25 protein-coding genes are annotated in these 25,372 nt (G+C 44.6%); 8 read left to right on the top strand and 17 right to left on the bottom strand.

The window, feature by feature from the left end; translation table 11 throughout:
- The first annotated feature begins 43 nt into the window (after positions 1-43).
- Both HFV01_RS17305 and HFV01_RS17300 read left to right on the top strand, forming a co-directional pair.
- The gene (locus tag HFV01_RS17305) at positions 44-523 is read left to right on the top strand and encodes a hypothetical protein (RefSeq protein WP_006620431.1); all 480 of its coding nucleotides are present in this window, start codon (positions 44-46) and stop codon (positions 521-523) included.
- Between the two features lie 31 nt (positions 524-554).
- Entirely contained in the window at positions 555-884 is a 330-nt protein-coding gene (locus tag HFV01_RS17300) for a DUF8822 family protein (protein ID WP_006617915.1), read from the top strand.
- A 54-nt stretch (positions 885-938) separates the two neighbouring features.
- Here the strand turns inward: HFV01_RS17300 and rpsN are convergent, their stop codons facing one another.
- From rpsN to rseP, 3 genes are read right to left on the bottom strand one after another with little or no spacing between them, the layout of a single operon-like run.
- On the bottom strand, positions 939-1,241 hold the full coding sequence (rpsN, locus tag HFV01_RS17295; protein ID WP_006620429.1) for a 30S ribosomal protein S14: 303 nt from the start codon (positions 1,239-1,241) through the stop codon (positions 939-941).
- Positions 1,242-1,282: 41 nt separating this feature from the next.
- Positions 1,283-1,936 carry an endonuclease III gene (gene nth, locus HFV01_RS17290; RefSeq protein WP_006620428.1) on the bottom strand — a complete coding sequence of 218 codons (654 nt, stop codon included), beginning with the start codon at positions 1,934-1,936 and terminating at the stop codon, positions 1,283-1,285.
- A gap of 13 nt (positions 1,937-1,949) precedes the next feature.
- Positions 1,950-3,050 carry an RIP metalloprotease RseP gene (gene rseP, locus HFV01_RS17285; protein WP_006669657.1) on the bottom strand — a complete coding sequence of 367 codons (1,101 nt, stop codon included), beginning with the start codon at positions 3,048-3,050 and terminating at the stop codon, positions 1,950-1,952.
- A 79-nt stretch (positions 3,051-3,129) separates the two neighbouring features.
- On the opposite strand from rseP, the gene HFV01_RS17280 reads away from it, so the two are divergent.
- On the top strand, positions 3,130-3,945 hold the full coding sequence (locus HFV01_RS17280; RefSeq protein WP_193520242.1) for an HAD-IIB family hydrolase: 816 nt from the start codon (positions 3,130-3,132) through the stop codon (positions 3,943-3,945).
- Here the strand turns inward: HFV01_RS17280 and HFV01_RS17275 are convergent.
- From HFV01_RS17275 to HFV01_RS17260, 4 genes are read right to left on the bottom strand one after another with little or no spacing between them, the layout of a single operon-like run.
- Positions 3,857-5,077 carry a DNA cytosine methyltransferase gene (locus tag HFV01_RS17275; protein ID WP_193520241.1) on the bottom strand — a complete coding sequence of 407 codons (1,221 nt, stop codon included), beginning with the start codon at positions 5,075-5,077 and terminating at the stop codon, positions 3,857-3,859. The genes HFV01_RS17280 and HFV01_RS17275 overlap by 89 nt on opposite strands.
- Positions 5,078-5,124: 47 nt before the next feature.
- Complete coding sequence (locus HFV01_RS17270) at positions 5,125-6,264, bottom strand: beta-ketoacyl-ACP synthase (RefSeq protein ID WP_006620424.1); 1,140 nt, start codon at positions 6,262-6,264, stop codon at positions 5,125-5,127.
- 47 nt (positions 6,265-6,311) lie between these two features.
- Positions 6,312-7,091, bottom strand: a complete 780-nt coding sequence (locus tag HFV01_RS17265) for a peptidylprolyl isomerase (RefSeq protein WP_081587629.1) — start codon at positions 7,089-7,091, stop codon at positions 6,312-6,314.
- Between the two features lie 10 nt (positions 7,092-7,101).
- Positions 7,102-7,674, bottom strand: a complete 573-nt coding sequence (locus tag HFV01_RS17260) for a photosystem I assembly protein Ycf4 (RefSeq protein ID WP_008049765.1) — start codon at positions 7,672-7,674, stop codon at positions 7,102-7,104.
- A 104-nt stretch (positions 7,675-7,778) separates the two neighbouring features.
- Here HFV01_RS17260 and psbD point away from each other — a divergent pair, with 104 nt between their 5' ends.
- Together psbD and psbC are read left to right on the top strand one after the other, a co-directional pair.
- Positions 7,779-8,837, top strand: a complete 1,059-nt coding sequence (gene psbD / locus HFV01_RS17255; protein WP_006620420.1) for a photosystem II D2 protein (photosystem q(a) protein) — start codon at positions 7,779-7,781, stop codon at positions 8,835-8,837.
- Entirely contained in the window at positions 8,821-10,203 is a 1,383-nt protein-coding gene (psbC, locus tag HFV01_RS17250; RefSeq protein WP_006620419.1) for a photosystem II reaction center protein CP43, read from the top strand. The genes psbD and psbC overlap by 17 nt, the downstream gene beginning before the upstream one ends.
- Positions 10,204-10,318: 115 nt before the next feature.
- On the opposite strand, the gene ppk1 is transcribed toward psbC, so the two are convergent.
- The 5 genes from ppk1 to atpD all read right to left on the bottom strand — a co-directional run bounded on the left by ppk1 (position 10,319) and on the right by atpD (position 17,755).
- Positions 10,319-12,478 carry a polyphosphate kinase 1 gene (gene ppk1 / locus HFV01_RS17245; protein WP_006620418.1) on the bottom strand — a complete coding sequence of 720 codons (2,160 nt, stop codon included), beginning with the start codon at positions 12,476-12,478 and terminating at the stop codon, positions 10,319-10,321.
- Between the two features lie 280 nt (positions 12,479-12,758).
- Positions 12,759-13,235: a DUF4112 domain-containing protein gene (locus HFV01_RS17240; RefSeq protein WP_006620416.1), complete on the bottom strand. Its 477-nt coding sequence runs from the start codon at positions 13,233-13,235 to the stop codon at positions 12,759-12,761.
- A gap of 104 nt (positions 13,236-13,339) precedes the next feature.
- Positions 13,340-15,253 carry a molecular chaperone DnaK gene (gene dnaK, locus HFV01_RS17235; RefSeq protein WP_006620415.1) on the bottom strand — a complete coding sequence of 638 codons (1,914 nt, stop codon included), beginning with the start codon at positions 15,251-15,253 and terminating at the stop codon, positions 13,340-13,342.
- 501 nt (positions 15,254-15,754) lie between these two features.
- Positions 15,755-16,171: an ATP synthase F1 subunit epsilon gene (atpC, locus tag HFV01_RS17230; protein ID WP_006620413.1), complete on the bottom strand. Its 417-nt coding sequence runs from the start codon at positions 16,169-16,171 to the stop codon at positions 15,755-15,757.
- A 126-nt stretch (positions 16,172-16,297) separates the two neighbouring features.
- Complete coding sequence (gene atpD, locus HFV01_RS17225; protein WP_006620412.1) at positions 16,298-17,755, bottom strand: F0F1 ATP synthase subunit beta; 1,458 nt, start codon at positions 17,753-17,755, stop codon at positions 16,298-16,300.
- 547 nt (positions 17,756-18,302) lie between these two features.
- Between atpD and HFV01_RS17220 the strand changes: the two genes are divergently transcribed.
- Both HFV01_RS17220 and HFV01_RS17215 read left to right on the top strand, forming a co-directional pair.
- The gene (locus HFV01_RS17220; RefSeq protein ID WP_006620411.1) at positions 18,303-18,473 is read left to right on the top strand and encodes a hypothetical protein; all 171 of its coding nucleotides are present in this window, start codon (positions 18,303-18,305) and stop codon (positions 18,471-18,473) included.
- 272 nt (positions 18,474-18,745) lie between these two features.
- Positions 18,746-19,189, top strand: coding sequence for an aspartyl protease family protein (locus tag HFV01_RS17215; RefSeq protein ID WP_006620410.1), 444 nt, complete (start codon positions 18,746-18,748; stop codon positions 19,187-19,189).
- 1,274 nt (positions 19,190-20,463) lie between these two features.
- Here HFV01_RS17215 and HFV01_RS17210 read toward each other — a convergent pair.
- From HFV01_RS17210 to HFV01_RS17190, 5 genes are all read right to left on the bottom strand, one after another.
- Positions 20,464-20,802, bottom strand: a complete 339-nt coding sequence (locus tag HFV01_RS17210) for a type II toxin-antitoxin system PemK/MazF family toxin (RefSeq protein WP_006620407.1) — start codon at positions 20,800-20,802, stop codon at positions 20,464-20,466.
- Positions 20,789-21,016, bottom strand: coding sequence for a hypothetical protein (locus HFV01_RS17205; RefSeq protein WP_006620406.1), 228 nt, complete (start codon positions 21,014-21,016; stop codon positions 20,789-20,791). Before HFV01_RS17205 ends, HFV01_RS17210 begins: the two co-directional genes overlap by 14 nt.
- A 327-nt stretch (positions 21,017-21,343) precedes the next feature.
- Complete coding sequence (locus HFV01_RS17200) at positions 21,344-21,586, bottom strand: HNH endonuclease (RefSeq protein ID WP_006620405.1); 243 nt, start codon at positions 21,584-21,586, stop codon at positions 21,344-21,346.
- Positions 21,579-21,758: a hypothetical protein gene (locus tag HFV01_RS17195; RefSeq protein WP_035758548.1), complete on the bottom strand. Its 180-nt coding sequence runs from the start codon at positions 21,756-21,758 to the stop codon at positions 21,579-21,581. The genes HFV01_RS17200 and HFV01_RS17195 overlap by 8 nt, the downstream gene beginning before the upstream one ends.
- 11 nt (positions 21,759-21,769) lie before the next feature.
- Positions 21,770-22,321, bottom strand: coding sequence for a hypothetical protein (locus HFV01_RS17190; RefSeq protein ID WP_035758546.1), 552 nt, complete (start codon positions 22,319-22,321; stop codon positions 21,770-21,772).
- Positions 22,322-22,535: 214 nt separating this feature from the next.
- Here HFV01_RS17190 and HFV01_RS17185 point away from each other — a divergent pair, with 214 nt between their 5' ends.
- On the top strand, positions 22,536-23,885 hold the full coding sequence (locus HFV01_RS17185) for a helix-turn-helix domain-containing protein (protein WP_193520240.1): 1,350 nt from the start codon (positions 22,536-22,538) through the stop codon (positions 23,883-23,885).
- Positions 23,886-25,372: the final 1,487 nt, after the last annotated feature.

Here is a 25,372-nt window from a genome sequence, read left to right as displayed (position 1 = left end):
AATGGTAAGTTAGTCTAAAATCAGCTTTTATTGATTCAATAATATGGTTAACAATCTTTCTTATCCGATGCTGGAGAATACTTTAAGCAAACTGTTAAATCAAACCGAAAAAGATTGGGGATATTTACGGATCCACAAAGTTGATAATGCTTACACTGTGAGAATGTGGGGTTCAACGGACACAATTTTACGGTTTCAGAGTAATGAAAATACTCGGTCCTATCGTCTATTTTGGTATCGTCGCCCCAAGCCATCAGTATCAATTCAGAGTCGCACCACCACCAATAAAGTTTTAGACCCCAAAACGAAGACCTATAAAGTCAAGAAGTATAAAACCTATCAAGTTTGCTGCAAAATCGAGGCTAACCAGGTAGAATCATCGATTAACCGCATATTTGCGGAAATGGTGAGAGTTCACCTAGTAGCATTGATCCAAGCTAGAATAGAGCAACTGGACCGAGATGATCAAACTGGGACAGAAAAAACCTTAGAGTCACCAGTTGTGACTGTCATTCAAAACTAACTGAAGCAAACACACTAGAGATAATATGATTATGGCTGAACCGCCCAAACCTATTACCCTACCCCCTGTTGAAAATCCCCTACAGGAAGGGGAGTGGCTGAAAAAGACGTTACATGACTGGCTCGATCGCGAATTTATACCGGAAGCGGTGAACGCCGAGATAGCGGAACGCGCCTCACAGATTTTCGTGCGCCAGCGCATAGAGGGGGAAAACGATCTAGGCTGCTTAGTGATCGCCATTGTGACGGAGATGGAATCATTCGACTTTTCCAAAACCTTTTTCGGTGAGTTTGCGATCGCCAATGCCGTCAGCGATTTACTATTACAGAGCCTAGGATACGAGCGTTGCTGCGGTCAGTAGTCAAGTGTTGATCGGGAATCGGGGAATTATCCCAACTCCCCATCGATACCGATCCTACCAGCTAGACTTAACCACACCGGGTAAAAGTCCCTGGTGAGCCATTTCTCGCAATTGGTTGCGGCACAAGCCAAAATCGCGGTAATATCCCCTAGGCCGTCCTGTTACCCAGCATCGATTCCGCAGACGGGTGCGAGAACTGTTGCGGGGTAGTTGCTGGATCTGGCGGTGAATAGTCATTTTTTGCGCCTGAGAAGTAGCACTGTCAAACTGTTCTTTCAGTTGTTGGCGCTTGTCGGAATATTTATCAACCAATTCTTTGCGCTTTTTATCACGCTCGATCATGCTTTTTTTAGCCATTTTTAGAGTTAACGCCTCCTAATCAAGTTTAGATAATCCTACTAGCCGATCTGTGCTGATGGGCATAAATCTGACAATTTGCAATTGTAACACGCCGGATTGCGGGCTGTACAGATCCCACGCCCATGATAAATCAATCGGATTGACCAATTTTCCCAATCTGGCTGAGGTAGAACCTGCATCAAATCCCGCTCAATGCGAACGGGGTCTTTATGCTGAGTCAATCCCAGCCGTTGACTGAGACGACGCACATGGGTATCAACAGTCACGCCCATATTAATCCCGTAAGCATTAGCCATGACCACATTAGCGGTTTTACGGGCTACTCCGGGTAATTCGAGCAATTGTTCCATGCGTTTAGGAACTTCCCCGCCGAATTTCTCAGCAATCATCCGGCTTGATTCTTTGATATGGCGAGCCTTGTTGCGATAAAATCCAGTCGATCGCACCAAAGTTTCCAGCTCTTGCAAATCCGCGGTCGCCAAAGAGAAAGCATCAGGAAAGCGCTTAAATAAAGCTGGTGTCACCTGATTAACCCGTTCATCAGTACATTGTGCTGAGAGGATAGTGGCTACCAATAGCTGTAAAGGTGTCTCATAGTTGAGAGTACAAGCGGCATCAGGATATAAACGCTTGAGACGCACAAGAACTTCTAGGGCGCGATGTCGGAGTTTATGGTGTTGGTGGCTGCTCATTTTTGGCTCAATCCTATTGGAGTAGCGATCGCACCCAACTGAGATCGGTTAAATTGGCAGTATCCCGAATAATCAGGAAAATACCCAACCCCAACAACAACATCAATCCGGTTTGCATGACGCTTTCTTGTACCCGTTGCGGTAAAGGTTTACCCCGTAGGGCTTCAATCAGCAGAAACGCCAACTGACCGCCATCAAGAGCCGGGAGAGGGAGGATGTTAATTATAGCGAGGTTGATGCTAATTAGGGCAGCAAATTGGAATAAATTACTAGCATCGGAACGGGCTATATTAGCACCGATCGCCACAATAGCGACGGGACCGGAAAGTTGGGGAGCTGTTTCCCGAAAATTATTAATCAGTTGGGAAAACCCCGCCAAAGTCAAGTTAAAAATCCGCTGAAATTCCTCAGCACCTTTGACAAACGCATCAATTATCCCATCAGCCTGATAACGGACAATTTGACCGTTAGGGCTTAGTTGTACTCCAATACGACCCTTACCATCGGAGCCTGGTTCTGGAGTCACTTCTACGGGGATAATGCGATCGCCCCGTTGAACTTCCATTTTTAGAGGTTGGTTAGGGTTAGACTGAATTACCTCAATCAAGCGGGTAATGGACTTAGACTCGGCTCCTAGTTCCTCTCCATTCACGGATATGATTAGATCATTATCCTCAATCCCAGCTTTCGCCGCCGCTGAACTAACATCACTGGCTACAGAGGGGACTCGGACACCCGGTTGATAGTCAAAGTCGGGAACGCCAATCATTCCTACCTGAACCACTAATAACAAGTAGGCAAAAATCAAGTTAGCAATTACACCAGCACTGATTACGATCGCCCTATCTAAAATTGGTCGATTGCTCAACAGGTTTGGGTCATCTTTGGGGATTTCACTATCGGGATCTTCATCGGGAAAGCCGACAAAACCCCCCAAGGGAAAGCCTCGCAGTGCATACTCAGTTTCTGGGCCTTGATATTTCCACAAAACGGGACCGAAGCCTATGGAGAATCGATTAACGTGGATATGTTGAAGTCGCGCCGCCATGAAGTGGCCAAGCTCATGAACGACGATTAAGATTCCAAGAACCGCGATCGCAGCCAAAACTGACATGAACAATTCCAAATATACTAACTACTAGGGTGATAATTTTGTCATTATATCACTGCTTTGGCTGTGTTGGGCTTGTGCTATGTTGCTAATTTTTACTGATTTAGACGGTACTCTACTAAATTCTGATGATTATGGCTACGATGGGGCTATAAGGGCGATCGCAGACCTCGAACAACAACAGATCCCGATTATCCCGGTCAGCAGCAAAACTCGCGCCGAGGTGGAGGTATTATCAACAGAAATCGGGTTGACGGATTCGTTTATTGTGGAAAACGGCAGTGCTATTTTTATTCCCCCACATCAAGATTATCTGTTTTCTGAGGAGATGAAAAGGGCGGGAAAATACTATTTTAGGCAACGGGGATGTGTTTATGCACAAGTGCGCGACGGTTTGCGAGATTTGAGCGCGGCGATTGGTGAAGATTTGACGGGGTTCGGTGATTTGAATATTGCCGATATTATGCAGTTAACTGGTTTGTCGGAACCGGAAGCACAACGGGCAAAAAATCGAGAGTTTACTGAGCCTTTTATTACTCCTCACCATGTGGATCCGGAGAGGTTAGCACATCAGGTCAAAGCCCTGGGGTTTAATGTGGTGGTTGGCGATCGCTTTTCTCATTTAATTGGAGACCAGGCGGGAAAAGGTGGCGCGGTTCAATGGCTGGTTAATCGATATCAACAGGTTAATAGGGGGGAAAGTATTACGACTATTGGTTTGGGGAATAGTCCTAATGATTTGGCTATGTTGGAGGTGGTTGATATTCCGATTATTATACCCGGAATAAAAGGGGTACATCCTGGGTTGACTAATCAAGGCTGGAAAGTGGCTCCTTTTCCTGGTTCTGTGGGTTGGGGGGTGGCTGTGGCTGAGGAGGTGAAAGGGTTAAGCTACTGAGACTATTTGGGGAGTTGATGGCTGATTCGGAATTGGCTAATTTGAGGCGATCGCTAAGGGAAAGTTTCTGTAATTCCTGATTAAATTGATATAAATCTACGGGTTGATATGAGTTGTTAAATAGTGGGATTAATGCTTTGACTAATGCTACCATACCATCAGGAGGAACCGCGTTTCCAATTTGACGACGAACTTCGGTTACAGACCCTTCAAAGACAAAATCATCCGGGAAAGTCTGCAACCTCGCACGTTCCCGGTTAGTCAGCGATCGCGGTTCTTGATAATGATAACCCCAAGTTCCCCCACCACCCCCAGCGATAATAGTTGTGGAGGGTTGGTCTGGGTGGAGTCGTCGATATACATGACTAATCATTCCTTTGACATAGTATTCGCTATCTTGGGGAATATCTGTATAATTTCCCCCTGGTTTAATGCGCTTGATAATTTCGACGGTGCGAGAATGGATCCTTTGATGTTCATTATTATCAGCCACTTTTTCCACGTCTTTTAAGGCTTGTTTGGCGGTGAGATAGGGATAAAGGCGATCGCTTCCATATTCCGGGGAAGGATGAATAAAATTAAAGCCTGTATCCATTCTTACCCCCACAATTAAGACCCTTTCCCGATATTGGGGGACTCCATAATCGGCGAAATTGTACAGTTTTGGCTTGACCACATAACCCGGTTCTATGTTTTCAAAATCCGCAATAATTTTAGCGATCGCCTTATATTTATTGGCACTGAGTAAACCCTTGACATTTTCCGCAATGAATGCTTTAGGTTTATGGTAACGAATAAACTCTAAAAAGTAGGTATACAGATTTCCCCTGGTTCCCGTGAGTCCGGGACGCTTCCAAATCATCGAAAAATCTTGACAGGGAAAACCTCCGGTAATTAAGTCAGCTTGGGGAACTTTAGTGATCTCAATTTCTTGAATATTATCACAGGCGATATTCTCGGAAATATTCCGCCTAAAAGTCTGACAAGCCGCCTCATTACAATCAATCGCCCAAACCACTTGAAAACCCGCCCGATGAAATGGTAAATCCATTCCGCCACACCCAGAAAACAAGGAAATTAACTTAGGTCGATTTTGCCATTGAATCCCATTTAAACTATCTAAAATTGGCATGGTCTTGATATCTATCAAATTCCGGCAGTTTGGTACATGAATCATCCCTAGATTAGTTGCTGATTTTTTCCTAAAGCGATCGCCACATTTTGCCCCCCAAATCCAAACCCTAAACACAGCACATTATTGACCACCGTTGACCGGGGAGTGGTGACTACATCTAGGGGAAATTCTAAATCCTGTAACCCTACACAAGGCGGTAAAAGTTGCTGTTCTAATGCCTTTAAACAAAAGGCGACCCCCAAAGCACCAGAAGCGCCTAAAGTGTGACCTGTTGCGCCTTTGGTGGAACTCACCGCTACACCATGGGGGAATAGTTGATTAATAATAAAGGCTTCGTGTTTATCATTTAAAATGGTAGCAGTTCCGTGGGCGTGAATATAGTCAATATCAGTAGGATGAAGATGGCTGTCATTAAGGCTTCTTTGAATAGCAGCGATCGCACTTTTTCCCTCACCATCAGGCTTATTATGATAGCAGGCATCCACCGTGACACCAAAGCCTAAAATACTCCCATAAATCTTACCATGGCGGCGATGGGCAAGTTCTGCTGACTCCAATACCAAAAGCGCCGCGCCTTCTCCCAAGGCTAAACCATCTCGCCGCCGAGAAAATGGGTAAGCAGACCGGGAGGCTAAAGCACCCATTTTGGCAAATCCGATTAAACTTAGGGGAGTAATGGGAGCCTCGAGTGCCCCAACGATCACGCGCTGACATTGTTGGGTTTTAAGTAACTCAAATCCTTGAGCGATCGCCCACAGTCCGGTCGCACAAGCAGCCATAGGACTCAATACCGGACCTTCAGAGCCAATTATAGCGGCGATCGTAGCAGCTAGTTGACCATGCAGAAAACCAGGGAATAATCCCAGACAACTGTCTGTAGTGTCCCTAGCCAGTCCTTCTAAATCGGCTTGGTAGCCACGAGAAGACCCCACTACTACCCCACAATCAGTTAAGGGAAATTCTAACCTGGCATCTGCTAAAGTCTCAGCTACCGTCGGCTGAATTAGTGGCTGTAGGTGGGTGGGTTGGCTTCCCCACATTGCTAGAGGCGACGGGGGAAGTTCCCGGAAAGGTTGAGACAAGGCGATCGCCGTCTGACCCTTAATGATAGCTTCCCAAGTCTGGTTAAGATCACCACTAGCCGAACGCAAACCTATTCCGGTAACCACAACATCCACAGCCACTTACCAACCCAGAAACTGAGTTTCTTGTTGCAAATCGTAACAATCTGCTAATTTTGGAGGTTCTCTAACCCCGTAATAATCTTAGCCGACTCAATGCGATCGCCCTGTTCAATTTGGTCTACAACCGCCATACCATCGACAACATAGCCAAAAACCGCATAATTGCCATCTAGGAAAGGCAAATCCGACAGAGCAAAATAGAACTGAGAGGAAGCAGAATCAGGTAATGCGGAACGAGCCATAGCTACCGCCCCCCGGGTATGGCTTAATAGGGGAGCCACATTAATCTTAGCCTGATCAAAGGTTTTGCCATAAATCGGTTCATCCGCATTCCTCGGTTTAATTTCCAAGGGGATATAGCGCTGTTGGGAAGTGTCCGGGTCAATAAATCCCCCCGTACCTAACCGAGAAGTCGGAACAGTTTCATCCTTACTTTGGGGGTCGCCACCCTGAACCACAAAAGGTTGTGGGTCGCGCACGACACGATGAAAAGACACCCCATCATAAACCCCACGATTAACTAGATCTACAAAATTTCCCGCCGTAATTGGGGCTGCTATGCCGTCTACCTCAATGGTAATCGGCGATCCGTTAACCGTCATGACAATAGTTGCCTTTCCTTCGAGTCTTGGTAAATTGCTCATTATGCTTGAATTATTAGTTGCAGAAATGGAAGCAGCCCTTTGACTGCCGCCGGGTGGCGTGGTATTTTGGACCCCCATGGAGTCCCCAACTGATGGGTTACCACAGCCAGTTACCAGAACCAGGAACACCAGAGACAAAAGCCACAGCCACCCTCTAATCATGGTTAGTAGTCTATTTTTCATGTACCTGATGTTAAAGTCCCTCCAAGGGAACCTGTAGAAACTTAGCCAGTTGGGCCCCATCATTTTCTAGCTCAGATAAAGCCATAGGCTGGCCCACCCTGGTTAAAGGAATTTCCCGCCTGTCCTTTAATTTTAGATACAAGGCGCGACGGGGGCTAAGTCCTTCTTTGAGATCTACCCGAATAGATTGGACTTGGGAACGATTGCAGTTGAACTCAACCCGGCGGTTCTTGCCAGGAAACCCCCAACGAAAAATCTCGATTTCCCCAGTTTCCTGGTCAAATCTATTGTAACCGCCACCAAGATCCCAGATAACGACTAGCCATAGGTATGTCGCTAATAATATGGCAGCAGTGCCATAAAGTCCCATGACCAGCCCCTGGGGAAGAAAAATTAGTTGGGAAGGGTCAGCAAAGGGTAACAGGTTCTGGCCCAAATAGCTGGAAAGCCCAGCCAGCAGAAAACCTACCCCGCCAATAGTGATTGTGGTCGCCCAAAAGTAGTTACTGAAGCGACGCGAACCTAAGATTTGCTTTTCAAGAATGCGATCGCCCATAGCGGCCTTTTCTGTCTGTGTGTTCATAAAAATCTCAGAAATCTTTGCCAAAAATGTGAACTGTAATATATATTTATGTTAACTTGCTTAACAAAGCATGATCTTTAGAAAATCCCGAGGAACGTTCTCAAATGACTATAGCAGTCGAGCGCCCTCAAGTCACTAGAGGATGGTTTGATGTCCTCGATGACTGGCTGAAGCGCGATCGGTTCGTATTTGTGGGATGGTCGGGTATCCTGCTTTTCCCCTGCGCCTATCTATCTATCGGGGGATGGTTGACAGGAACCACCTTTGTTACCTCTTGGTACACCCACGGACTCGCCAGTTCCTACCTAGAAGGTTGCAACTTTCTGACCGCTGCCGTCAGCACCCCCGCTAACAGTTTGGGGCACTCCCTACTGTTCCTGTGGGGTCCCGAAGCTCAGTGGGACTTTACCCGCTGGTGCCAATTAGGGGGTTTATGGGCTTTTGTAGCCCTGCATGGAGCTTTCGCACTGATTGGGTTCTGCCTGCGTCAGTTGGAAATCGCCCGGTTGGTTGGCATTCGTCCTTATAATGCGATCGCTTTCACCGGCCCTATTGCCGTGTTCGTGAGCGTATTCTTAATGTACCCCTTGGGTCAGTCGGGGTGGTTCTTTGCTCCCAGCTTTGGTGTAGCAGGTATCTTCCGGTTTATCCTATTTTTCCAAGGATTCCACAACTGGACTCTAAACCCCTTCCACATGATGGGAGTTGCGGGAATCCTCGGCGGTGCGCTACTATGTGCTATTCATGGTGCTACAGTAGAAAACACCCTGTTTGAAGACGGAGAAGGATCTAACACCTTCCGAGCCTTTGAACCGACCCAAGCGGAAGAAACCTATTCCATGGTGACAGCCAACCGCTTTTGGTCTCAAATTTTCGGTATTGCTTTTTCAAACAAACGTTGGTTACACTTCTTCATGCTGTTCGTTCCCGTAACAGGTCTGTGGATGTGTTCCATCGGTGTAGTGGGTCTAGCTGTAAACCTGCGTGCTTATGACTTCGTGTCACAAGAATTACGCGCCGCAGAAGATCCGGAGTTTGAAACCTTCTATACTAAGAACATTCTGCTCAACGAGGGTATTCGCGCTTGGATGGCTCCAGCCGATCAACCTCATCAAAACTTTGTATTCCCTGAGGAGGTATTACCGCGTGGTAACGCTCTCTAGCAATTCTTACTTAGGCGGTCGCGACCAAGAATCCACAGGGTTCGCCTGGTGGTCTGGTAACGCTCGTTTAATCAATCTTTCTGGAAAACTGCTGGGCGCTCATGTAGCCCATGCTGGACTCATTGTATTCTGGGCTGGGGCAATGGCCCTGTTTGAAGTGTCCCACTTCGTTCCCGAAAAGCCCATGTATGAGCAAGGTCTGATTCTGTTGCCTCACTTGGCTACCCAAGGTTGGGGTGTCGGGCCTGGTGGTGAAGTGATTAACACTTTCCCCTACTTTGTCGTCGGCGTACTACACTTGATCTCCTCTGCAGTTCTCGGCTTAGGTGGCATTTATCACGCTGTTCGTGGTCCTGAAGTCCTGGAAGAATATTCCTCCTTCTTCGGATACGACTGGAAAGATAAAAACCAAATGACCAACATCATCGGTTATCACCTGATTCTGTTGGGCTGCGGTGCGCTTCTACTCGTATTCAAAGCCATGTTCTTTGGCGGTGTCTACGATACTTGGGCTCCTGGTGGTGGTGACGTTCGCATCATCAACAATCCTACCCTAAACCCGTTGGTTATCTTTGGCTACCTACTTAAAGCCCCCTTCGGTGGTGAAGGTTGGATAATTGGTGTGGACAACATGGAAGATATCATCGGCGGTCATATCTGGATCGGTCTGATCTGCATCGCTGGTGGTGTTTGGCACATTTTGACTAAGCCCTTTGGTTGGGCTCGTCGTGCCTTCATCTGGTCTGGAGAAGCCTATCTATCCTACAGCCTCGGTGCTTTGTCTCTGATGGCTTTCATTGCCTCTGCTTTCGTCTGGTTTAACAACACCGCTTATCCCAGCGAATTCTATGGCCCCACTAACGCTGAAGCATCCCAAGCTCAGTCCTTTGTGTTCCTAGTTCGTGACCAAAAACTCGGTGCTAACATCGGTTCCGCCCAAGGCCCCACTGGTCTGGGTAAATACCTGATGCGCTCCCCCACTGGTGAAATCATCTTCGGTGGTGAAACTATGCGTTTCTGGGACTTCAAAGGCCCCTGGCTTGAGCCTCTGCGTGGACCTAACGGCCTTGACCTGAACAAGCTCAAAAATGACATTCAGCCTTGGCAAGTACGTCGCGCTGCTGAGTACATGACCCATGCTCCTAACGGTTCTATCAACTCCGTAGGCGGTATCATTACTGAAGCTCAAGGGTTCAACTACGTTAACCCCCGTGCTTGGCTGGCTGCTTCTCACTTTATTCTCGCTTTCTTCTTCCTGGTTGGTCACTTGTGGCACGCAGGTCGCGCCCGCGCTGCTGTGGCTGGCTTTGAAAAAGGAATTGATCGCGAGACTGAGCCAGTTCTCGCTATGCCTGACCTAGACTAATTCAGTCTCCTTAATTCTCCCTTTATAACAGGGGGAATTAGAGGTTGATTTCCTAACAGTTAGGAAAATTTACCCCACCTATAAACGGTGGGGTTTTTCGCACTTTGATGGGACTTTATTTCCCCGTTTCCGCTGTTTCCATAAAAATTGTTTGGGCGCTTAGTTCAGGAGCCTTATCAGCCGGTTGACGCTGAATATAAATCCCGTCAGACTGTAAATCCCAAGCATGACGATTATCTGATAGCATAATCCCTAGGATTTCCTGTAAATCTTTGACAATTTTCGGATCTTCTACTGGTGCGATCGCCTCTACTCGTCGGTTTAAATTTCTCGGCATCCAATCTGCTGAACCAATATAAACCTCCTCCTCACCATGATTGTGGAAATAGAAAATCCGAGAGTGTTCCAGAAATCGCCCCACAATACTAATTACATTGATATTTTCACTAATTCCTTTCACCCCCGGACGTAAACAACAAATCCCTCGCACAATTAAATCAATCGTTACTCCCGCCATGGAAGCCTCATAAAGAGTAGCAATTATTTCCGGGTCTACTAAAGAATTCATCTTCGCCACAATTCGCCCCGTCTTCCCGGCGTTACAGTTGTCAATTTCCCGGCGAATTAAACCCAAAAAGCGATCGCGCATATTCACAGGCGCAACCAGCAATTTTCGATAGGACTGTTGGCGAGAATACCCCGTCAAGAAATTAAACAAATCCGTTAAATCCTCTCCCAACTCTTCCCGACAACTAAACAACCCCAAATCTGTATAAAGTTTCGCCGTTTTCGGGTTATAGTTCCCCGTACCAATATGAACATAACGGCGGATATGACCTTCTTCATGGCGCACAACCATCACAATTTTGGTATGGGTTTTTAACCCCACCACCCCATAAACCACATGAACTCCCCGCTGTTCTAACTTCCGCGCCCAATGAATATTATTTTCCTCATCAAATCGCGCCTTTAACTCCACTAAAGCCGCCACCTGTTTACCATTCTCCGCCGCCGCAATGAGAGCATTAATAATTGGCGAATCCCCAGAAGTTCGGTACAAAGTCATCTTAATCGCCAACACATTCGGATCATCCGCCGCCTGGGTAATAAACTGCTGTACCGTCGCTGAAAAAGATTGATAGGGATGATGCACCAATACATCACCCTGTCGAATAATTGCAAAAATATCCTTTTCCAGTTCCCCATTACTCGAACAGGTAGTTTCATCACTATCAGCTAACCATTTGGGTAGAGCCGGAGTCCAATCAGGATCTTTTAACTCCGGTATAGGAAGGCCTATAAATGACATCAAATCCTTCAGGTCTAGCAGTCCATCTAAGCTATAAATATCCTCTGGATCTATTTCTAGTTCCTCCATTAACATATCTCGGATATACTCAGGCATGGCGGTATTTACTTCTAATCTCACCACCGAACCGCCTAAACGTCGCTTTCTTAACTCCTGTTCAATCGCTAGTAATAAATCATCTCCCTCATCCTCCTGAACCGATAAATCCGCATCCCGGGTAATTCGGAAGGGATAGTAATCGAGGATATTCATTCCGGGAAATAGAGATTCCAAATTATGAGCAATTAGCTGTTCAATTGGAACTCCCGCCCAAAAACAACTTTCGCTCTCTTCCCGTTTCTGGAATTGGTCGGGAATAGCAATAAATCTAGGTAATAGTTTCGGGACTTTAATTCGAGCCAATAGATCTTCGTTAGTTTCGGGATTTTTTAGCACCACCACTAGATTAAGACTGAGGTTAGATAAGTAGGGAAAAGGATGGCTTCTATCAATGGCTAACGGAGTGAGAACTGGGAAAATTTGTGACTCGAAATACTCGTGTAAATAGTTCCGCTGTTCCTGATTTAAGTCAATGTAGTTCAGGAGGTGAATATTATGTTGTCCTAGTTCAGGTTTGATAATTTTATCAAAAACATTATGTTGCTCAGATACCATGGGTAGCAACTTCTCGTGAATTTCTGTAAGCTGCTGTCTGGGAGTGCGACCGTCAGGGGTACGTTTATTAACATGGGCTTCCATTTGGCGTTTTAACCCGGCTACCCTCACCATAAAAAATTCGTCTAAATTGGAACTAAATATTGCCATGAATTTTAGACGCTCTAATAGTGGCGTGCGAGGATCTAATGCTTCCGCTAGTACCCGGCGGTTAAATTCTAGCCAACTCAGTTCTCGGTTAAAAAAGTATTGAGGGTCCTTCATGTCAATTTTGACAGATGTGGAGTTGTCGGTTTTTTTAGATTTTGCCATAATCTCAAATTAATCCCGGGAGTCCGGGAAACAGGTGATTGATTGGATAATACCTGAATCGGGTAACAGGTAATACATACTACAGGAAGTTTAACACTGAAAAGTAGGGGTAAGCTGTGCCTGGTCTTTACTTACCACAGGGAACAGCCAACTCCCTAATTATCCTGGCAGTTACTATATGTTAAATTTTTGTTAAGTATGATTCAAGCGATCGCCTTTTGATATTTAATTAGGATTAACCCCCAATCTCTGCCCATATATATAGGCAATTCCACATTATTTAACCGCTGAAAGACACAATAATTATTAATGCCAAAACTATGATTGATGTGACGAATAACACCGCCGTAAATATCAGGCAACCTTTACCCGAAAAATTCCCGGCTGAATAGTTTTTAATATTGTTTATATCTTCCCCTTCACAATCACTTAAATATGACTCTAATATATCGACATTTTTAACATTGGCTTGCCAAAATACATCAAATAAATCACCAAATATTGGCACACTTCCTAACACCGTATCTATGACAATATTGTATGTCATAATCAGCAATAATTTCTTAGGTACACCTAATTGCAAAGACCTAAACACAATATATGCAGCTAATACCGCTCCCCATAAATCACCACCACCAGGAATTAATCCGATGAGAGGATCTAAACCAATACCTTGGGAAGTTCCGGGAATGCGAATAGCTCGATCTAAAAAATCACTAAATTGTCTGAGTTCTCGTAGTGCGATCGCTTTTTTCAAAGAACCTCCTCGACAAATTCCCAAAAAAATAGAGGGATATTAATATAATACCCTCTATCATAGAATCCGAGTCAAATTATCTGCAATACTCAACCTTTACTAACTTATTTAGCTTCGGTGAAGTCCGCATCAATTACATCATCAGAACCGCCTCCATCACCATCAGTAGGACCAGCACCCGGTCCAGGCCCCTCAGCACCCGGCGCAGCGCCACCAGCTTGCTGATATAGATTACTGCTGAGAGTATATAGCGCCTGTTGCAGATCTGTAGTCAAGGTTTTAATCTGATCATCATTTTCCTGAGCGATCGCATCCCGCAGGTCCTTAATCATAGCCTCAATCTTAGACTTATCATCAGCGGGAACCTTATCACCCAGTTCCGAAATTTGCTTTTCAGCCTGATAAGCCAAAGTATCAGCCTGGTTCTTACGGTCAATACGTTCACGGCGTTCACGGTCGGTGGCTGCATTCTTTTCAGCTTCCTTAACCATGCGTTCAACTTCCGTATCCGGTAAAGTCGAAGCACCAGTAATGCTGATAGATTGTTCCTTACCAGTACCCTTATCCTTAGCAGTAACATTCAAGATACCATTGGCATCAATATCAAAAGTTACCTCAATTTGAGGAACACCACGGGGAGCCGGAGGAATCCCATCGAGGCGGAAAGTTCCCAAACTCTTGTTATCATTGGACATTTCCCGTTCACCCTGGAGAACGTGAATTTCCACATTAGTCTGACCATCAACTGCTGTTGAGAACACCTCAGACTTCTTAGTAGGAATAGTGGTATTACGGGGAATAATCTTAGTCATCACACCGCCCAGGGTTTCCACACCCAGAGACAGAGGAGTAACATCTAGCAGCAGAATATCCTTAACCTCACCAGCCAGAACACCCGCTTGAATCGCAGCACCCACAGCCACCACTTCATCAGGGTTCACCGTTTGGTTAGGTTCCTTACCCAGAACCCGTTTAACCAACTCCTTAACCGCTGGAATACGGGTAGAACCTCCTACCATTACCACTTCATTAATAGCAGACTTATCCAGTTTCGCATCCCGGATCGCATTTTCCACAGGAATGCGACAGCGGTCAATTAAATCAGAGCAGATTTCCTCAAACTTAGCGCGGGTGAGGGTCATATCCAAATGTTTAGGACCATCGCTAGTCGCCGTAATAAACGGCAAGTTAATTTCAGCTTGGGTAACGCTAGATAGTTCCTGCTTCGCTTTTTCCGACGCTTCTGTTAGACGTTGTAGCGCCTGTTTATCCTTACGCAGATCAACACCTTCTGCTTTCATGAACTCCCCAGCGAGGTAGTCCACTATTTTTTTGTCAAAGTCATCACCACCGAGGTGAGTATCACCAGAGGTAGCCAATACTTCAAATACCCCATCACCCACTTCTAGGATGGAAACATCAAAAGTACCACCCCCAAGGTCAAAGACTAAAATAGTCTCATTGCTTTTTTTATCCATCCCATAGGCTAGGGAAGCAGCGGTAGGCTCGTTGATAATCCGCTTAACTTCAACACCAGCAATTTTACCAGCATCCTTAGTCGCTTGGCGTTGAGAGTCATTAAAGTAAGCCGGAACAGTGATTACAGCTTCCGTTACCGTTTCCCCTAGATAGGTACTAGCATCTTCCACCAGTTTGCGTAGTACCTGGGCGGAAATTTCCTCTGGCGCAAATTGTCTATCTCGTGCGGGACAGTCTAGCTTAACGTTGCCGCTACTGTCTCTGAGAACCTTGTAAGAAACTTCTGTAGACTCATTACTAACTTCTTCCTGCTTACGACCAATGAACCGTTTTACTGAATAGAATGTGTTGTCCGGGTTCATGACCGCTTGGCGCTTGGCGATTTGTCCCACTAGCTGATCGCCATTTTTAGCATAAGCAACTACTGACGGGGTGGTGCGAAGACCCTCTGCATTGGCTATTACAGTGGGTTTACCACCTTCCATTACCGCTACACAAGAGTTTGTGGTTCCTAAGTCAATTCCAACTACTTTTCCCATATTGGTGTCTTGGCTCCTATCATAACTACAAAATCGGCTTTACTCAGGCGCTATTGATTTGCCCAAGTATCTGACCACAGGTCAAACCTGGAAACTTTAATTTAGTCCGGGGGTTCTTATTTGAATAAGATCTTCAGGATCGATTCTTATCTCTATACTGTGGGTGGTTAGTCATTTTGATGAAGGGGTATTTACCGAACCTCTAGGGACGGTTAGACTCCTTGCCAACTAACCTTTCCTCGCTGTTGGCGATATCTATTGAATACTGTAGAGGTAGCGATCGCATTTGATGTGGTGGCAAACCCTAACTCCCAGGTTGTATTTCCCGTCCATGGGAAATTAGCGATCATACTGTTGTGTGTCGTTGGTTAGTTCACGCTAATTGGCAGTCTGAAAAACCATCACTAAACATTTTGATAAAAAATGTACAGACAAGGCACGCCCTGTCTATAAGCACGCCTTGTCTCTTTGATCTTGGTGGTTGATTTCACCAGAAACTGGTTATTCCATTGCCTTGTCACCCGCCGCCTGTAGACGGGCTCTGGCACGCTTTAACCCTTGCTTCGCTTTCATTTGCTCCTGCACATTCCCACCAGCGTTAGCAGCTTCTACGGCTGCTTGAGCTTGATTATAGGCTTCGCGGGCTGTCCCCACATCAATATTTGCACCTTTCTCGGCACCATTGACCAGAACAGTTATTTCATTATTTTGAACTTCGGCAAACCCTTCCATGAGGGCAATAGTCACCCATTCATTTTTAGCTCTCACTCTCATAACTCCCGGATCTAAAGCCGTTAGTAGGGGAGCGTGATCACTAAGAATACCAAGCTGACCGGTAGTGCTTGGGAGAATCACCTCTTGAGCCGTATCATCCCAAACCGTTTGGTCAGGGGCTATAACACGCACAGTTAATGTCATTTTCAGTTATTAATAGTAAAATCCACAATTGAAGCGCCTTTTTTGCACTCAAGAATCAGAATCAGGCGGATTATCTCCTCTGACTCTGATTCTCTAACTACACCTTTGCAGGTTAATCAGACCGAGTTATTTATTCTCAGCCTTCATTTTTTCCCATTTAGCGATCGCCATATCGATATCACCGACCATATAGAAGGCTTGTTCTGGCATATCGTCAAGTTCTCCATTGAGAATCATCTGGAAGCCCTTAATAGTTTTTTCCAGGGGCACATATTGACCCGGAGAACCAGTAAACACCTCAGCCACAAAGAAAGGCTGAGATAGGAACCGTTCAATTTTCCGAGCCCGAGCCACAACCAGGCGGTCTTCCTCAGAAAGTTCATCAAGACCCAGAATCGCGATAATATCTTGCAGTTCTTTATAGCGCTGCAAAGTAGACTGTACAGCACGAGCGGTCTGGTAGTGTTCTTCCCCGACCACACTAGGCTGTAACATAGTGGAACTGGAATCGAGGGGGTCAACCGCCGGATAAATACCCTTAGATGCCAAAGAACGAGACAATACAGTGGTCGCGTCCAAGTGAGCGAAAGTAGTAGCCGGAGCCGGGTCGGTCAAGTCATCAGCCGGAACATATACCGCTTGAATAGAGGTAATCGAGCCTTCTTTCGTAGAAGTAATCCGTTCTTGCAGCTCACCCATTTCCGTCCCCAACGTGGGCTGATATCCCACAGCAGAAGGCATCCGTCCCAGGAGAGCAGACACTTCCGAACCCGCTTGTACAAACCGGAAGATATTGTCAATAAATAATAGAACGTCTTGTTTACTGACATCACGGAAGTATTCAGCCATTGTCAGAGCCGACAGAGCCACCCGCATCCGCGCTCCGGGGGGTTCATTCATTTGTCCATAAACCAGAGCCACCTTAGACTGACCCAGATCTTCTTTGTTAATTACGCCGGACTCGATCATTTCGTTGTAGAGGTCATTCCCTTCGCGGGTACGTTCTCCCACACCACCAAACACGGAAACACCCCCGTGAGCCTTAGCGATGTTGTTGATCAACTCCATAATAATTACAGTTTTACCAACACCAGCCCCCCCAAATAGGCCGATTTTGCCTCCACGACGATAGGGAGCCAACAGGTCTACCACTTTAATGCCTGTTTCAAAGACCGATGGGCTAGTCTCCAAATCTACAAAAGCGGGTGCGGGGCGGTGGATAGAAGAAGTTTCATCATTGGGAACCGGACCCAGGTTATCAATGGGTTCGCCCACCACGTTAAAGATACGACCTAGAGTTCCAGAACCCACCGGAACCTGAATCGCTCTCCCTGTGTCTGTGGCTTCCATACCCCGAACCAAGCCATCTGTACCACTCATGGCAACCGATCGCACTTGGTTATCCCCAAGAAGTTGCTGAACTTCACAGACCACGGAAATCTCTTGGCCGGCTTCGTTTTTGCCAGAGATTTTCAGAGCGTTGTAGATTTCCGGCAGTTTGCCATCAGGGAACTTAATATCTACAACTGGACCAATTACTTGGGTAATGTAGCCGATTTTTGTTTTTTCTGCGGTGCTGACCATGCTTTCGCCTATTTCCTTATTTCGCTAATCCGATGTTTCGGCAAGCTTTAGAAGAATTTAATATTGCCATTTCTTAGGGTATCACTCTATGGAGACATCAAGAACAACTTAGCTGATAAAATTGATACCGTCCCCAAAAACTATCCTTCCTTACCACCCCCATTTTTTTGGTCAGTGGGCGGGCTTGCTTTTTGTCTTTCACCGTGCTATTATTTGATATAATCGAAATATTGCCGTTTTTTGGATTTTAGCAAATATTCCATTATTAAACAATATGTCAAGATATTAGCATTAACTCTGGGTGGTTGTCAACCCCTGGGGGCTTTTTTTGGGAGGGTCGCCCTAAAGGTTTCTAGGAGAAGGTGACAGAGGGGGGTCGCCCCAGGTCATCAATGCTAGGTCGGGGTCATCCTCGAAGGCTTCCGGGGAAAAGTGACCCGGCGATTGTGGCCATTGTCCGATAAGAGAGTCCAAAGGCGATCGCCCTCTTTTTGGAAGTGAAACCCGGCCGCCCGGAGGATGTTTGAATAGGCTCCAAGTCCCCCGGGTGAAACTGACAACCCATAATCGATCGCATTTTTCCATGATTATGCAACAGGAGACCCAACCCGGCGGCGACCCGGCGAATGAGTGCGCTGGCGAAAAATCCCGACTGGCGATCGTACTGACTACAGTTTTCCCAAGCCGGAATCTAAAAGTCGATAAAATTAATCATTAATAATTGATAATTTTATAGTAGGTAATATAACTCCCCCCAAAAAGCCGATTTCCAGAAACCCGGTTTCTGATCCCGCTAACTAATTAATAATTTTACATGAGCAACCCCGTTTGTGTCTGTGCTGGGTTGGCTTTCTTGTGCTAAACTGGTGATGAAAGTGGCAAAAACCCGGTTTCTGAGTTGAAGGTGATCATGAGACTCCATGGCTTTGGAAATCCCACCTCTGCTCAAATTTTAGTCATAATTGAGGTAGAGTAGCAGGAGGTACAATCATGTCAAATCCCACCGAAAAGACCATGGGCCGAATTATCACGACTTTAACCATAACGAACCGGATCGACCAAGCCAATGCCAGACAAGGTTTGATTCCAGTCGAACAAGTGCGATCGCTAACTTTAAATAATGTTCTGGTGGATACAGGAGCTACGACATTATGCCTTCCTTCCAATGCGATCGCCCAATTAGGTTTAGAATTACTAAAAGAAGTTGATGTAGCCACGGCTAACGGATTCAGTAAAGCCAGAGTTTTCCGAGACGCTAGTATTTCCCTATTGGGTAGAGAAGGAACTTTTGAATGCTTAGAATTACCTGGAGGACGCGACCCGCTTTTGGGGGTTTTGCCTTTGGAAGCATTAGGAATCGAACTGGATTTGACAAATCAGCAATTAAAGCTATTACCCGAAACCTCAATGGACACTTATTTAACTATTTTGTAATTGAAAGCGATCGCTTTGAGAATTAATAATTAATAATTAATAATTGTAGGGTCGGGTTCTGCGAATACCTCTCCTCCTCACGAACTCCCCTAAATCAGGTGGATTGGGTTGATTTTCTGGCAGTTATTAAGTTAAACTGGTAATATCGCTCAATCAATTTATTGTGTGATGGCAATGGTTACACTGCAAATTGAAAACTTGCCTGATGAATTATACTATCTAATTGAAAATATTGCCTCTGAAAATAATCTTACTGTTAATGAGGCAGTTTCTTTATTGTAGGGTGCGTTAGGCGGTGACCAACTTGAGATTTTTACGAAAATTTAGCAATCCGCCGTAACGCACCAATATTTAGCCAAAAAGGTGCGTTACGTTGGCAATAGAGATGGTTAATTGGAGGCAGAAATTTACCCCCAACTAACGCACCCTACCAAAGACTTACTGAGAAATTTTACTTGATTGTAGGGTGCGTTAGGCGGCGACCAACTTGAGATTTTTACGAAAATTTAGCAATCTGCCGTAACGCACCAATATTTAGCCAAAAAGGTGCGTTACGTTGGCAATAGAGATGGTTAATTGGAGGCAGAAATTTACCCCCAACTAACGCACCCTACCAAAGACTTACTGAGAAATTTTACTTGATTGTAGGGTGCGTTAGGCGGCGACCAACTTGAGATTTTTACGAAAATTTAGCAATCCGCCGTAACGCACCAATATTTAGCCAAAAAGTGAGTTTCTTTATTGTAGCGTTAGGCGGCGACCAACTTGAGTTTCTTTATTGTAGGGTGCGTTAGGCGGCGACCAACTTGAGATTTTTACGAGAATTTAGCAATCCGCCGTAACGCACCAATATTTAGCCAAAAAGTGAGTTTCTTTATTGTAGCGTTAGGCGGCGACCAACTTGAGATTGTTACGAAAATTTAGCAATCCGCCGTAACGCACCAATATTTAGCCAAAAAGGTGCGTTACGTTGGCAATAGAGATGGTTAATTGGAGGCAGAAATTTACCCCCAACTAACGCTACCAAAGACTCAATGGACACTTATTTAACTATTTTGTAATGGCAAGCGATCGCCGTTTTGGGGTTGGTAGAGGGCTTCAGAAACCGGGTAATTTACGACCATCGAAAGCCACCCAACCAAAATACTCATAGAAACCCGGTTTTTTTGCTTAGTTGCTTGAGGCGCGATTCCGCGCAGCGGATCCAGAGACGGGAATCGCGCTTTTTTAACCACAAATAAAGGTGAATGAATCAATGGCGATCGTGAGGAAATTTAATCTAGCTTGAAGTGGAGTTTGAGGGCAGTCTCTACTATTTGCATAACTTCCTGACTCAAAAAACCCACGGCATCCCCACCGATCCTTTGTTTAGAAATAGTTCGCACCTGCTGCGCTTGCACCTTGGAAGGCTTGGATAAACCGCTATCCTCTGGATTGATTAACACTTCAAAAGGGTAAACGCGAGTCACATTAGAGGTAATGGGTAGAATTGTCACTGTATCCGCTGCGCGGTTATTTGCATCGTTACTTACTATAAGCACGGGGCGGCGTTTATCCATTTCCGATCCAACCGCCGGACTGAGATTAGCATAGTAAATTTCACCACGTTTCATCGGTTAATCCATCGGCAATTGTAATATCCCAAGCGGAATCAATTTCACTAGATGCTTCTCTGTAAGCGGATTCTAGTTCTTGATTTCTCAATAATTCTAAAGCTAATTGAATCACTTGGTCAGGGGATTGACATCCTTTGGCGGTTTTATAGTTCTCAATAAATTGTACTAGGGATGTTGGTAAGGAAATTGAGATTTCTTTAGCGGGCGACATCTTAGTTATCGATTGTTATAGATATGATTATTTGATTATAGCATCAGCGGTAAACTTAATTCAGAAACCGGGTAATTGACACCAAATCTCTGTCACCCAACCAAAATGCTCACAGAAACCCGGTTTCTTTATTGTAGGGTGCGTTAGGCGGCGACCAACTTGAGATTTTTACGAAAATTTACCAATCCGCCGTAACGCACCAATATTTAGCAACAAAGGTGCGTTAAAGTGAATCTATAAATTACCGATTATATCCATAAATTTTTATCCGCATAACGCACACTATCACGTTCAATTAAACTACTACACAAAAATTTGACGTTTTAATTAAAATCGCCAAATATCTACTTTTATTTCACCATTGTGATAAGCTCTGTGACAGTCTGGGCAAAGCGTCATCATATTTTTTAAATCCGCTGGCCCACCATCACTGTAAGCAATAACATGATGTCCATGTGCGATTTCTTCGATTTTACCGCAAATTTCACATTCGTTCCCATCCCGCTGCTTAACTAATTTTTGTGCTTTTTTGTGTTCGTTGGGTCGTTTTTTAAGAGCCACATTACTCACCTTTTATTTTCTTCTTAGAGGAAGCTTCAAACACTTCTGGACTGGCCCCTAGAATAGAAACATCACTATTGGGAGCTTCGGACTTGACTGCCTTAACTATCTTATGAGCAACATCCGCGTAGTTATCATCATCCAAATTATTGACAGTAATTTTCAGAGACTTCTTACCCACTATTTACCTCATTAATTCGTTATAGACAAAATTTCCTGTCCACTATTAGGATCGACGGCCAAGGCTTCAACTTCGCCATCTCCATAAGTGATAGTAATTGCTGGATTTTTAGACAATCTAGGCTGTCCACTCTCATCATAAGAGGCGACGTAACTTAAAACTTCCTCATTTTTTTGGCGCACCGCTATATGGATTTTATCGCCAATGTATGAGACATTCAAAACTTGATCGCCTTGTTTAAGGATTTTTATGATTAGGCTCTTTTGGTTATTGTCGAGCCTATTAGGATCGACGACCAATGCTTCAATTTCATCATCTCCATAAGTGATAGTAATCGCTGAATTTTTAGACAATCTAGGCTGTCCACCCTCATCAAGAAAGACGACGTAACTTAAAACTTCCTCATTTTTTTGGCGCACCGCTATATGGATTTTATCGCCAATGTATGAGACATTCAAAACTTGATCGCCTTCTTTAAGGATTTTTATGGTTAGGCTCTGCTTGCTATTGTAGAGCCTAAAAGGTGCAGGTTGCTCTGTGTGCTTCTCTAGAGCTTGCTCCATGTAGTTAACCTTAATAAATCGATAACAGTTGATTTATATTGATCATAGCAACGACTTGTTATGACTGGGTTTGGAAAAAATATAATTTTGTTGGCAATTTTGTTGGCAACTCCAACTCCACCTCGTCAAAAATGTGGTAAAATGCAATAATTTGTGGTAAAATGCTGGTAAATGTTGGCTATAATATGGAAAATCACAAAATCTACCCGACTCCATGAATGTTGATGAAGTGCTAAAAATGGCTGACGCTCTGGTGTTTGCTAAGACTGGGCAACACCTTGATGACTTGCAACAGGCGATCGCACGGGGAACTCTGCAAGGCAAGAAATACAGCGAAATTGCCCAGGAAAAGCACTGTAACGAGAGTTATGTTCGGGATGTTGGAGCGAAATTATGGCAGACTCTTTCAGAGGAGTTGGGGGAAGAGGTTAAGAAATCCAATTTTCGCTCGACAATGGAGAGATTGCAATTTTCGATAGTTTCAAATATTGCACAAAGAGAATCTGTCCAAATTAACAGCATTAACTTTTGTGGACAAGCCAGACAACCACCAGATATACCCAACCAAAACCCGGAAAATCAAGTAACATCTAACCCCCAACAAAGCCCAACTTTTCATCACGATTTAAGTGAAATGCCTAAGTTAGGTAACTTCTATAATCGTACTGCTGAACTGGAACTCCTCAAAACATTAATCCTCACAGAAAAAGCACAACTTTTAACTATTACTGGCATGATAGGGATGGGAAAAACCGCCCTGGGTATCAAACTGGTAGAAGAAATTAAACATGAATTTGAATATGTGATTTGGCGTAGTCTGGAAACTTGCCCCACTGTCGCCCAATTGCAAAATAATTTAACCGAAATTTTTACCGAGGGGGATAATCAAACTTCACGGCTACCCCTGATGAAATATTTACAAAATCATCGCTGTTTAATTATTTTAGATGATATCAATTACCTGTTTGGGCGGGGTGAATTGGCTGGTCACTATCAACCAAAATCTGAGGATTATCGCAGTTTATTTAAACAAATTAAAGAGCGATCGCATCAAAGTTGTTTTATCCTGATGGGTTGGGAATACCCGCGAGAAATTGCTCAAATTAAACACCCAAATACCCATAACTTAATCTTGAGGGGGTTAGACACTGCATCCGCTCACCAAATTATCGCCCAACAAGGATTAGAACCCGAAGCAAATGGCTCCCGATTTATTGACTATTATCAAGGCAACCCGTTATGGTTAAAAACTGTGGCTAATTTCATGGTTGAATTAGGCTTAACCGTGAGTGAATTGTTAGCAAATCAGCCTTTTTTATTGCCTCAAGATTTGCAAGATATTTTACAGCAACCGTTGGCTTACCTATCGGAACCAGAAAAGCAACTTTTATCGCTTTTAGCTAAAGAAGATGAGGCGATCGCCCTAGTCAAACTCTTAGAAATTGCCCCGATGCCATCTGCAGATTTACTCAATACCTTACAATCTCTTAGCCGTCGTTGTTGGCTGGAAAAAACCGATCGCCTTTATCGGATGTCACCTGTATTGAGACAGTACCTAGGATGAGGCGATCGCCTCTATCCAGAAACCGGGTAATTGACGACCATCTCTGTCACCCAACCTTCATGCTGATAGAAACCCGGTTTGTTTGGTTGTAAGATTAATTATCAATATACTGGTAAATTTAGACTAATTTTAGATAAAATATAATAGGTTTTTCTGGAGCAAAATAGATGGAAAAAATTAAGCTAAATTGTCATGTGGGAACCGATGGTATTCTCCAAATTCCGATGCCAGTTTCTTGATTGTAGGGTGCGTTAGGCGGCGACCAACTTGAGATTTTTACCAAAATTTAGAAATCCGCCGTAACGCACCAATATTGAGCCAAAAAGTGAGTTTCTTTATTGTAGCGTTAGGCGGCGACCAACTTGAGATTTTTACCAAAATTTAGCCATCCGCCGTAACGCACCAATATTGAGCCAAAAAGTGAGTTTCTTTATTGTAGGGTGCGTTAGGCGGCGACCAACTTGAGATTTTTACGAAAATTTACCAATCCGCCGTAACGCACCAATATTTATTTAGCCAAAAAGGTGCGTTACGTTGGCAATAGAGATGGTTAATTGGAGGCAGAAATTTACCCCCAACTAACGCACCCTACCAAAGACTTACTGAGAAATTATACTTTATTGTAGGGTGCGTTAGGCGGCGACCAACTTGAGATTTTTACCAAAATTTAGCCATCCGCCGTAACGCACCAATATTGAGCCAAAAAGTGAGTTTCTTTATTGTAGCGTTAGGCGGCGACCAACTTGAGATTTTTACGAAAATTTACCAATCCGCCGTAACGCACCAATATTTATTTAGCCAAAAAGGTGCGTTACGTTGGCAATAGAGATGGTTAATTGGAGGCAGAAATTTACCCCCAACTAACGCACCCTACCAAAGACTTACTGAGAAATTTTACTTGATTGTAGGGTGCGTTAGGCGGCGACCAACTTGAGATTTTTACGAAAATTTAGCCATCCGCCGTAACGCACCAATATTTAGCCAAAAAGTGAGTTTCTTGATTGTAGGGTGCGTTAGGCGGCGACCAACTTGAGATTTTTACGAAAATTTAGCCATCCGCCGTAACGCACCAATATTTAGCCAAAAAGTGAGTTTCTTTATTGTAGGGTGCGTTAGGCGGCGACCAACTTGAGATTTTTACGAAAATTTAGCCATCCGCCGTAACGCACCAATATTTAGCCAAAAAGGTGCGTTACGTTGGCAATAGAGATGGTTAATTGGAGGCAGAAATTTACCCCCAACTAACGCACCCTACCAAAGACTTACTGAGAAATTTTACTTGATTGTAGGGTGCGTTAGGCGGCGACCAACTTGAGATTTTTACCAAAATTTAGCAATCCGCCGTAACGCACCAATATTGAGCCAAAAAGTGAGTTTCTTTATTGTAGGGTGCGTTAGGCGGCGACCAACTTGAGATTTTTACCAAAATTTAGCAATCCGCCGTAACGCACCAATATTGAGCCAAAAAGTGAGTTTCTTTATTGTAG

This window comes from Limnospira fusiformis SAG 85.79 (genome assembly GCF_012516315.1).
GTDB lineage: Bacteria > Cyanobacteriota > Cyanobacteriia > Cyanobacteriales > Microcoleaceae > Limnospira > Limnospira fusiformis.
This window is presented reverse-complemented; position numbering and strand designations above follow the sequence as displayed.

What these genes read in the sequence shown, in the direction of transcription:
- atpC (WP_006620413.1), bottom strand. Translation starts at nt 16,171, where the DNA reads ATGACATTAACTGTGCGTGTTATAGCCCCTGACCAAACGGTTTGGGAT.
- HFV01_RS17260 (WP_008049765.1), bottom strand. Translation starts at nt 7,674, where the DNA reads ATGAACACACAGACAGAAAAGGCCGCTATGGGCGATCGCATTCTTGAA.
- nth (WP_006620428.1), bottom strand. Translation starts at nt 1,936, where the DNA reads ATGAGCAGCCACCAACACCATAAACTCCGACATCGCGCCCTAGAAGTT.
- HFV01_RS17185 (WP_193520240.1), top strand. Translation starts at nt 22,536, where the DNA reads ATGAATGTTGATGAAGTGCTAAAAATGGCTGACGCTCTGGTGTTTGCT.
- HFV01_RS17275 (WP_193520241.1), bottom strand. Translation starts at nt 5,077, where the DNA reads ATGCCAATTTTAGATAGTTTAAATGGGATTCAATGGCAAAATCGACCT.
- psbD (WP_006620420.1), top strand. Translation starts at nt 7,779, where the DNA reads ATGACTATAGCAGTCGAGCGCCCTCAAGTCACTAGAGGATGGTTTGAT.
- ppk1 (WP_006620418.1), bottom strand. Translation starts at nt 12,478, where the DNA reads ATGGCAAAATCTAAAAAAACCGACAACTCCACATCTGTCAAAATTGAC.
- rseP (WP_006669657.1), bottom strand. Translation starts at nt 3,050, where the DNA reads ATGTCAGTTTTGGCTGCGATCGCGGTTCTTGGAATCTTAATCGTCGTT.
- HFV01_RS17205 (WP_006620406.1), bottom strand. Translation starts at nt 21,016, where the DNA reads ATGTCGCCCGCTAAAGAAATCTCAATTTCCTTACCAACATCCCTAGTA.
- HFV01_RS17265 (WP_081587629.1), bottom strand. Translation starts at nt 7,091, where the DNA reads ATGAAAAATAGACTACTAACCATGATTAGAGGGTGGCTGTGGCTTTTG.
- dnaK (WP_006620415.1), bottom strand. Translation starts at nt 15,253, where the DNA reads ATGGGAAAAGTAGTTGGAATTGACTTAGGAACCACAAACTCTTGTGTA.
- atpD (WP_006620412.1), bottom strand. Translation starts at nt 17,755, where the DNA reads ATGGTCAGCACCGCAGAAAAAACAAAAATCGGCTACATTACCCAAGTA.
- HFV01_RS17280 (WP_193520242.1), top strand. Translation starts at nt 3,130, where the DNA reads ATGTTGCTAATTTTTACTGATTTAGACGGTACTCTACTAAATTCTGAT.
- HFV01_RS17305 (WP_006620431.1), top strand. Translation starts at nt 44, where the DNA reads ATGGTTAACAATCTTTCTTATCCGATGCTGGAGAATACTTTAAGCAAA.
- HFV01_RS17300 (WP_006617915.1), top strand. Translation starts at nt 555, where the DNA reads ATGGCTGAACCGCCCAAACCTATTACCCTACCCCCTGTTGAAAATCCC.
- rpsN (WP_006620429.1), bottom strand. Translation starts at nt 1,241, where the DNA reads ATGGCTAAAAAAAGCATGATCGAGCGTGATAAAAAGCGCAAAGAATTG.
- HFV01_RS17210 (WP_006620407.1), bottom strand. Translation starts at nt 20,802, where the DNA reads ATGAAACGTGGTGAAATTTACTATGCTAATCTCAGTCCGGCGGTTGGA.
- HFV01_RS17190 (WP_035758546.1), bottom strand. Translation starts at nt 22,321, where the DNA reads ATGGAGCAAGCTCTAGAGAAGCACACAGAGCAACCTGCACCTTTTAGG.
- HFV01_RS17215 (WP_006620410.1), top strand. Translation starts at nt 18,746, where the DNA reads ATGTCAAATCCCACCGAAAAGACCATGGGCCGAATTATCACGACTTTA.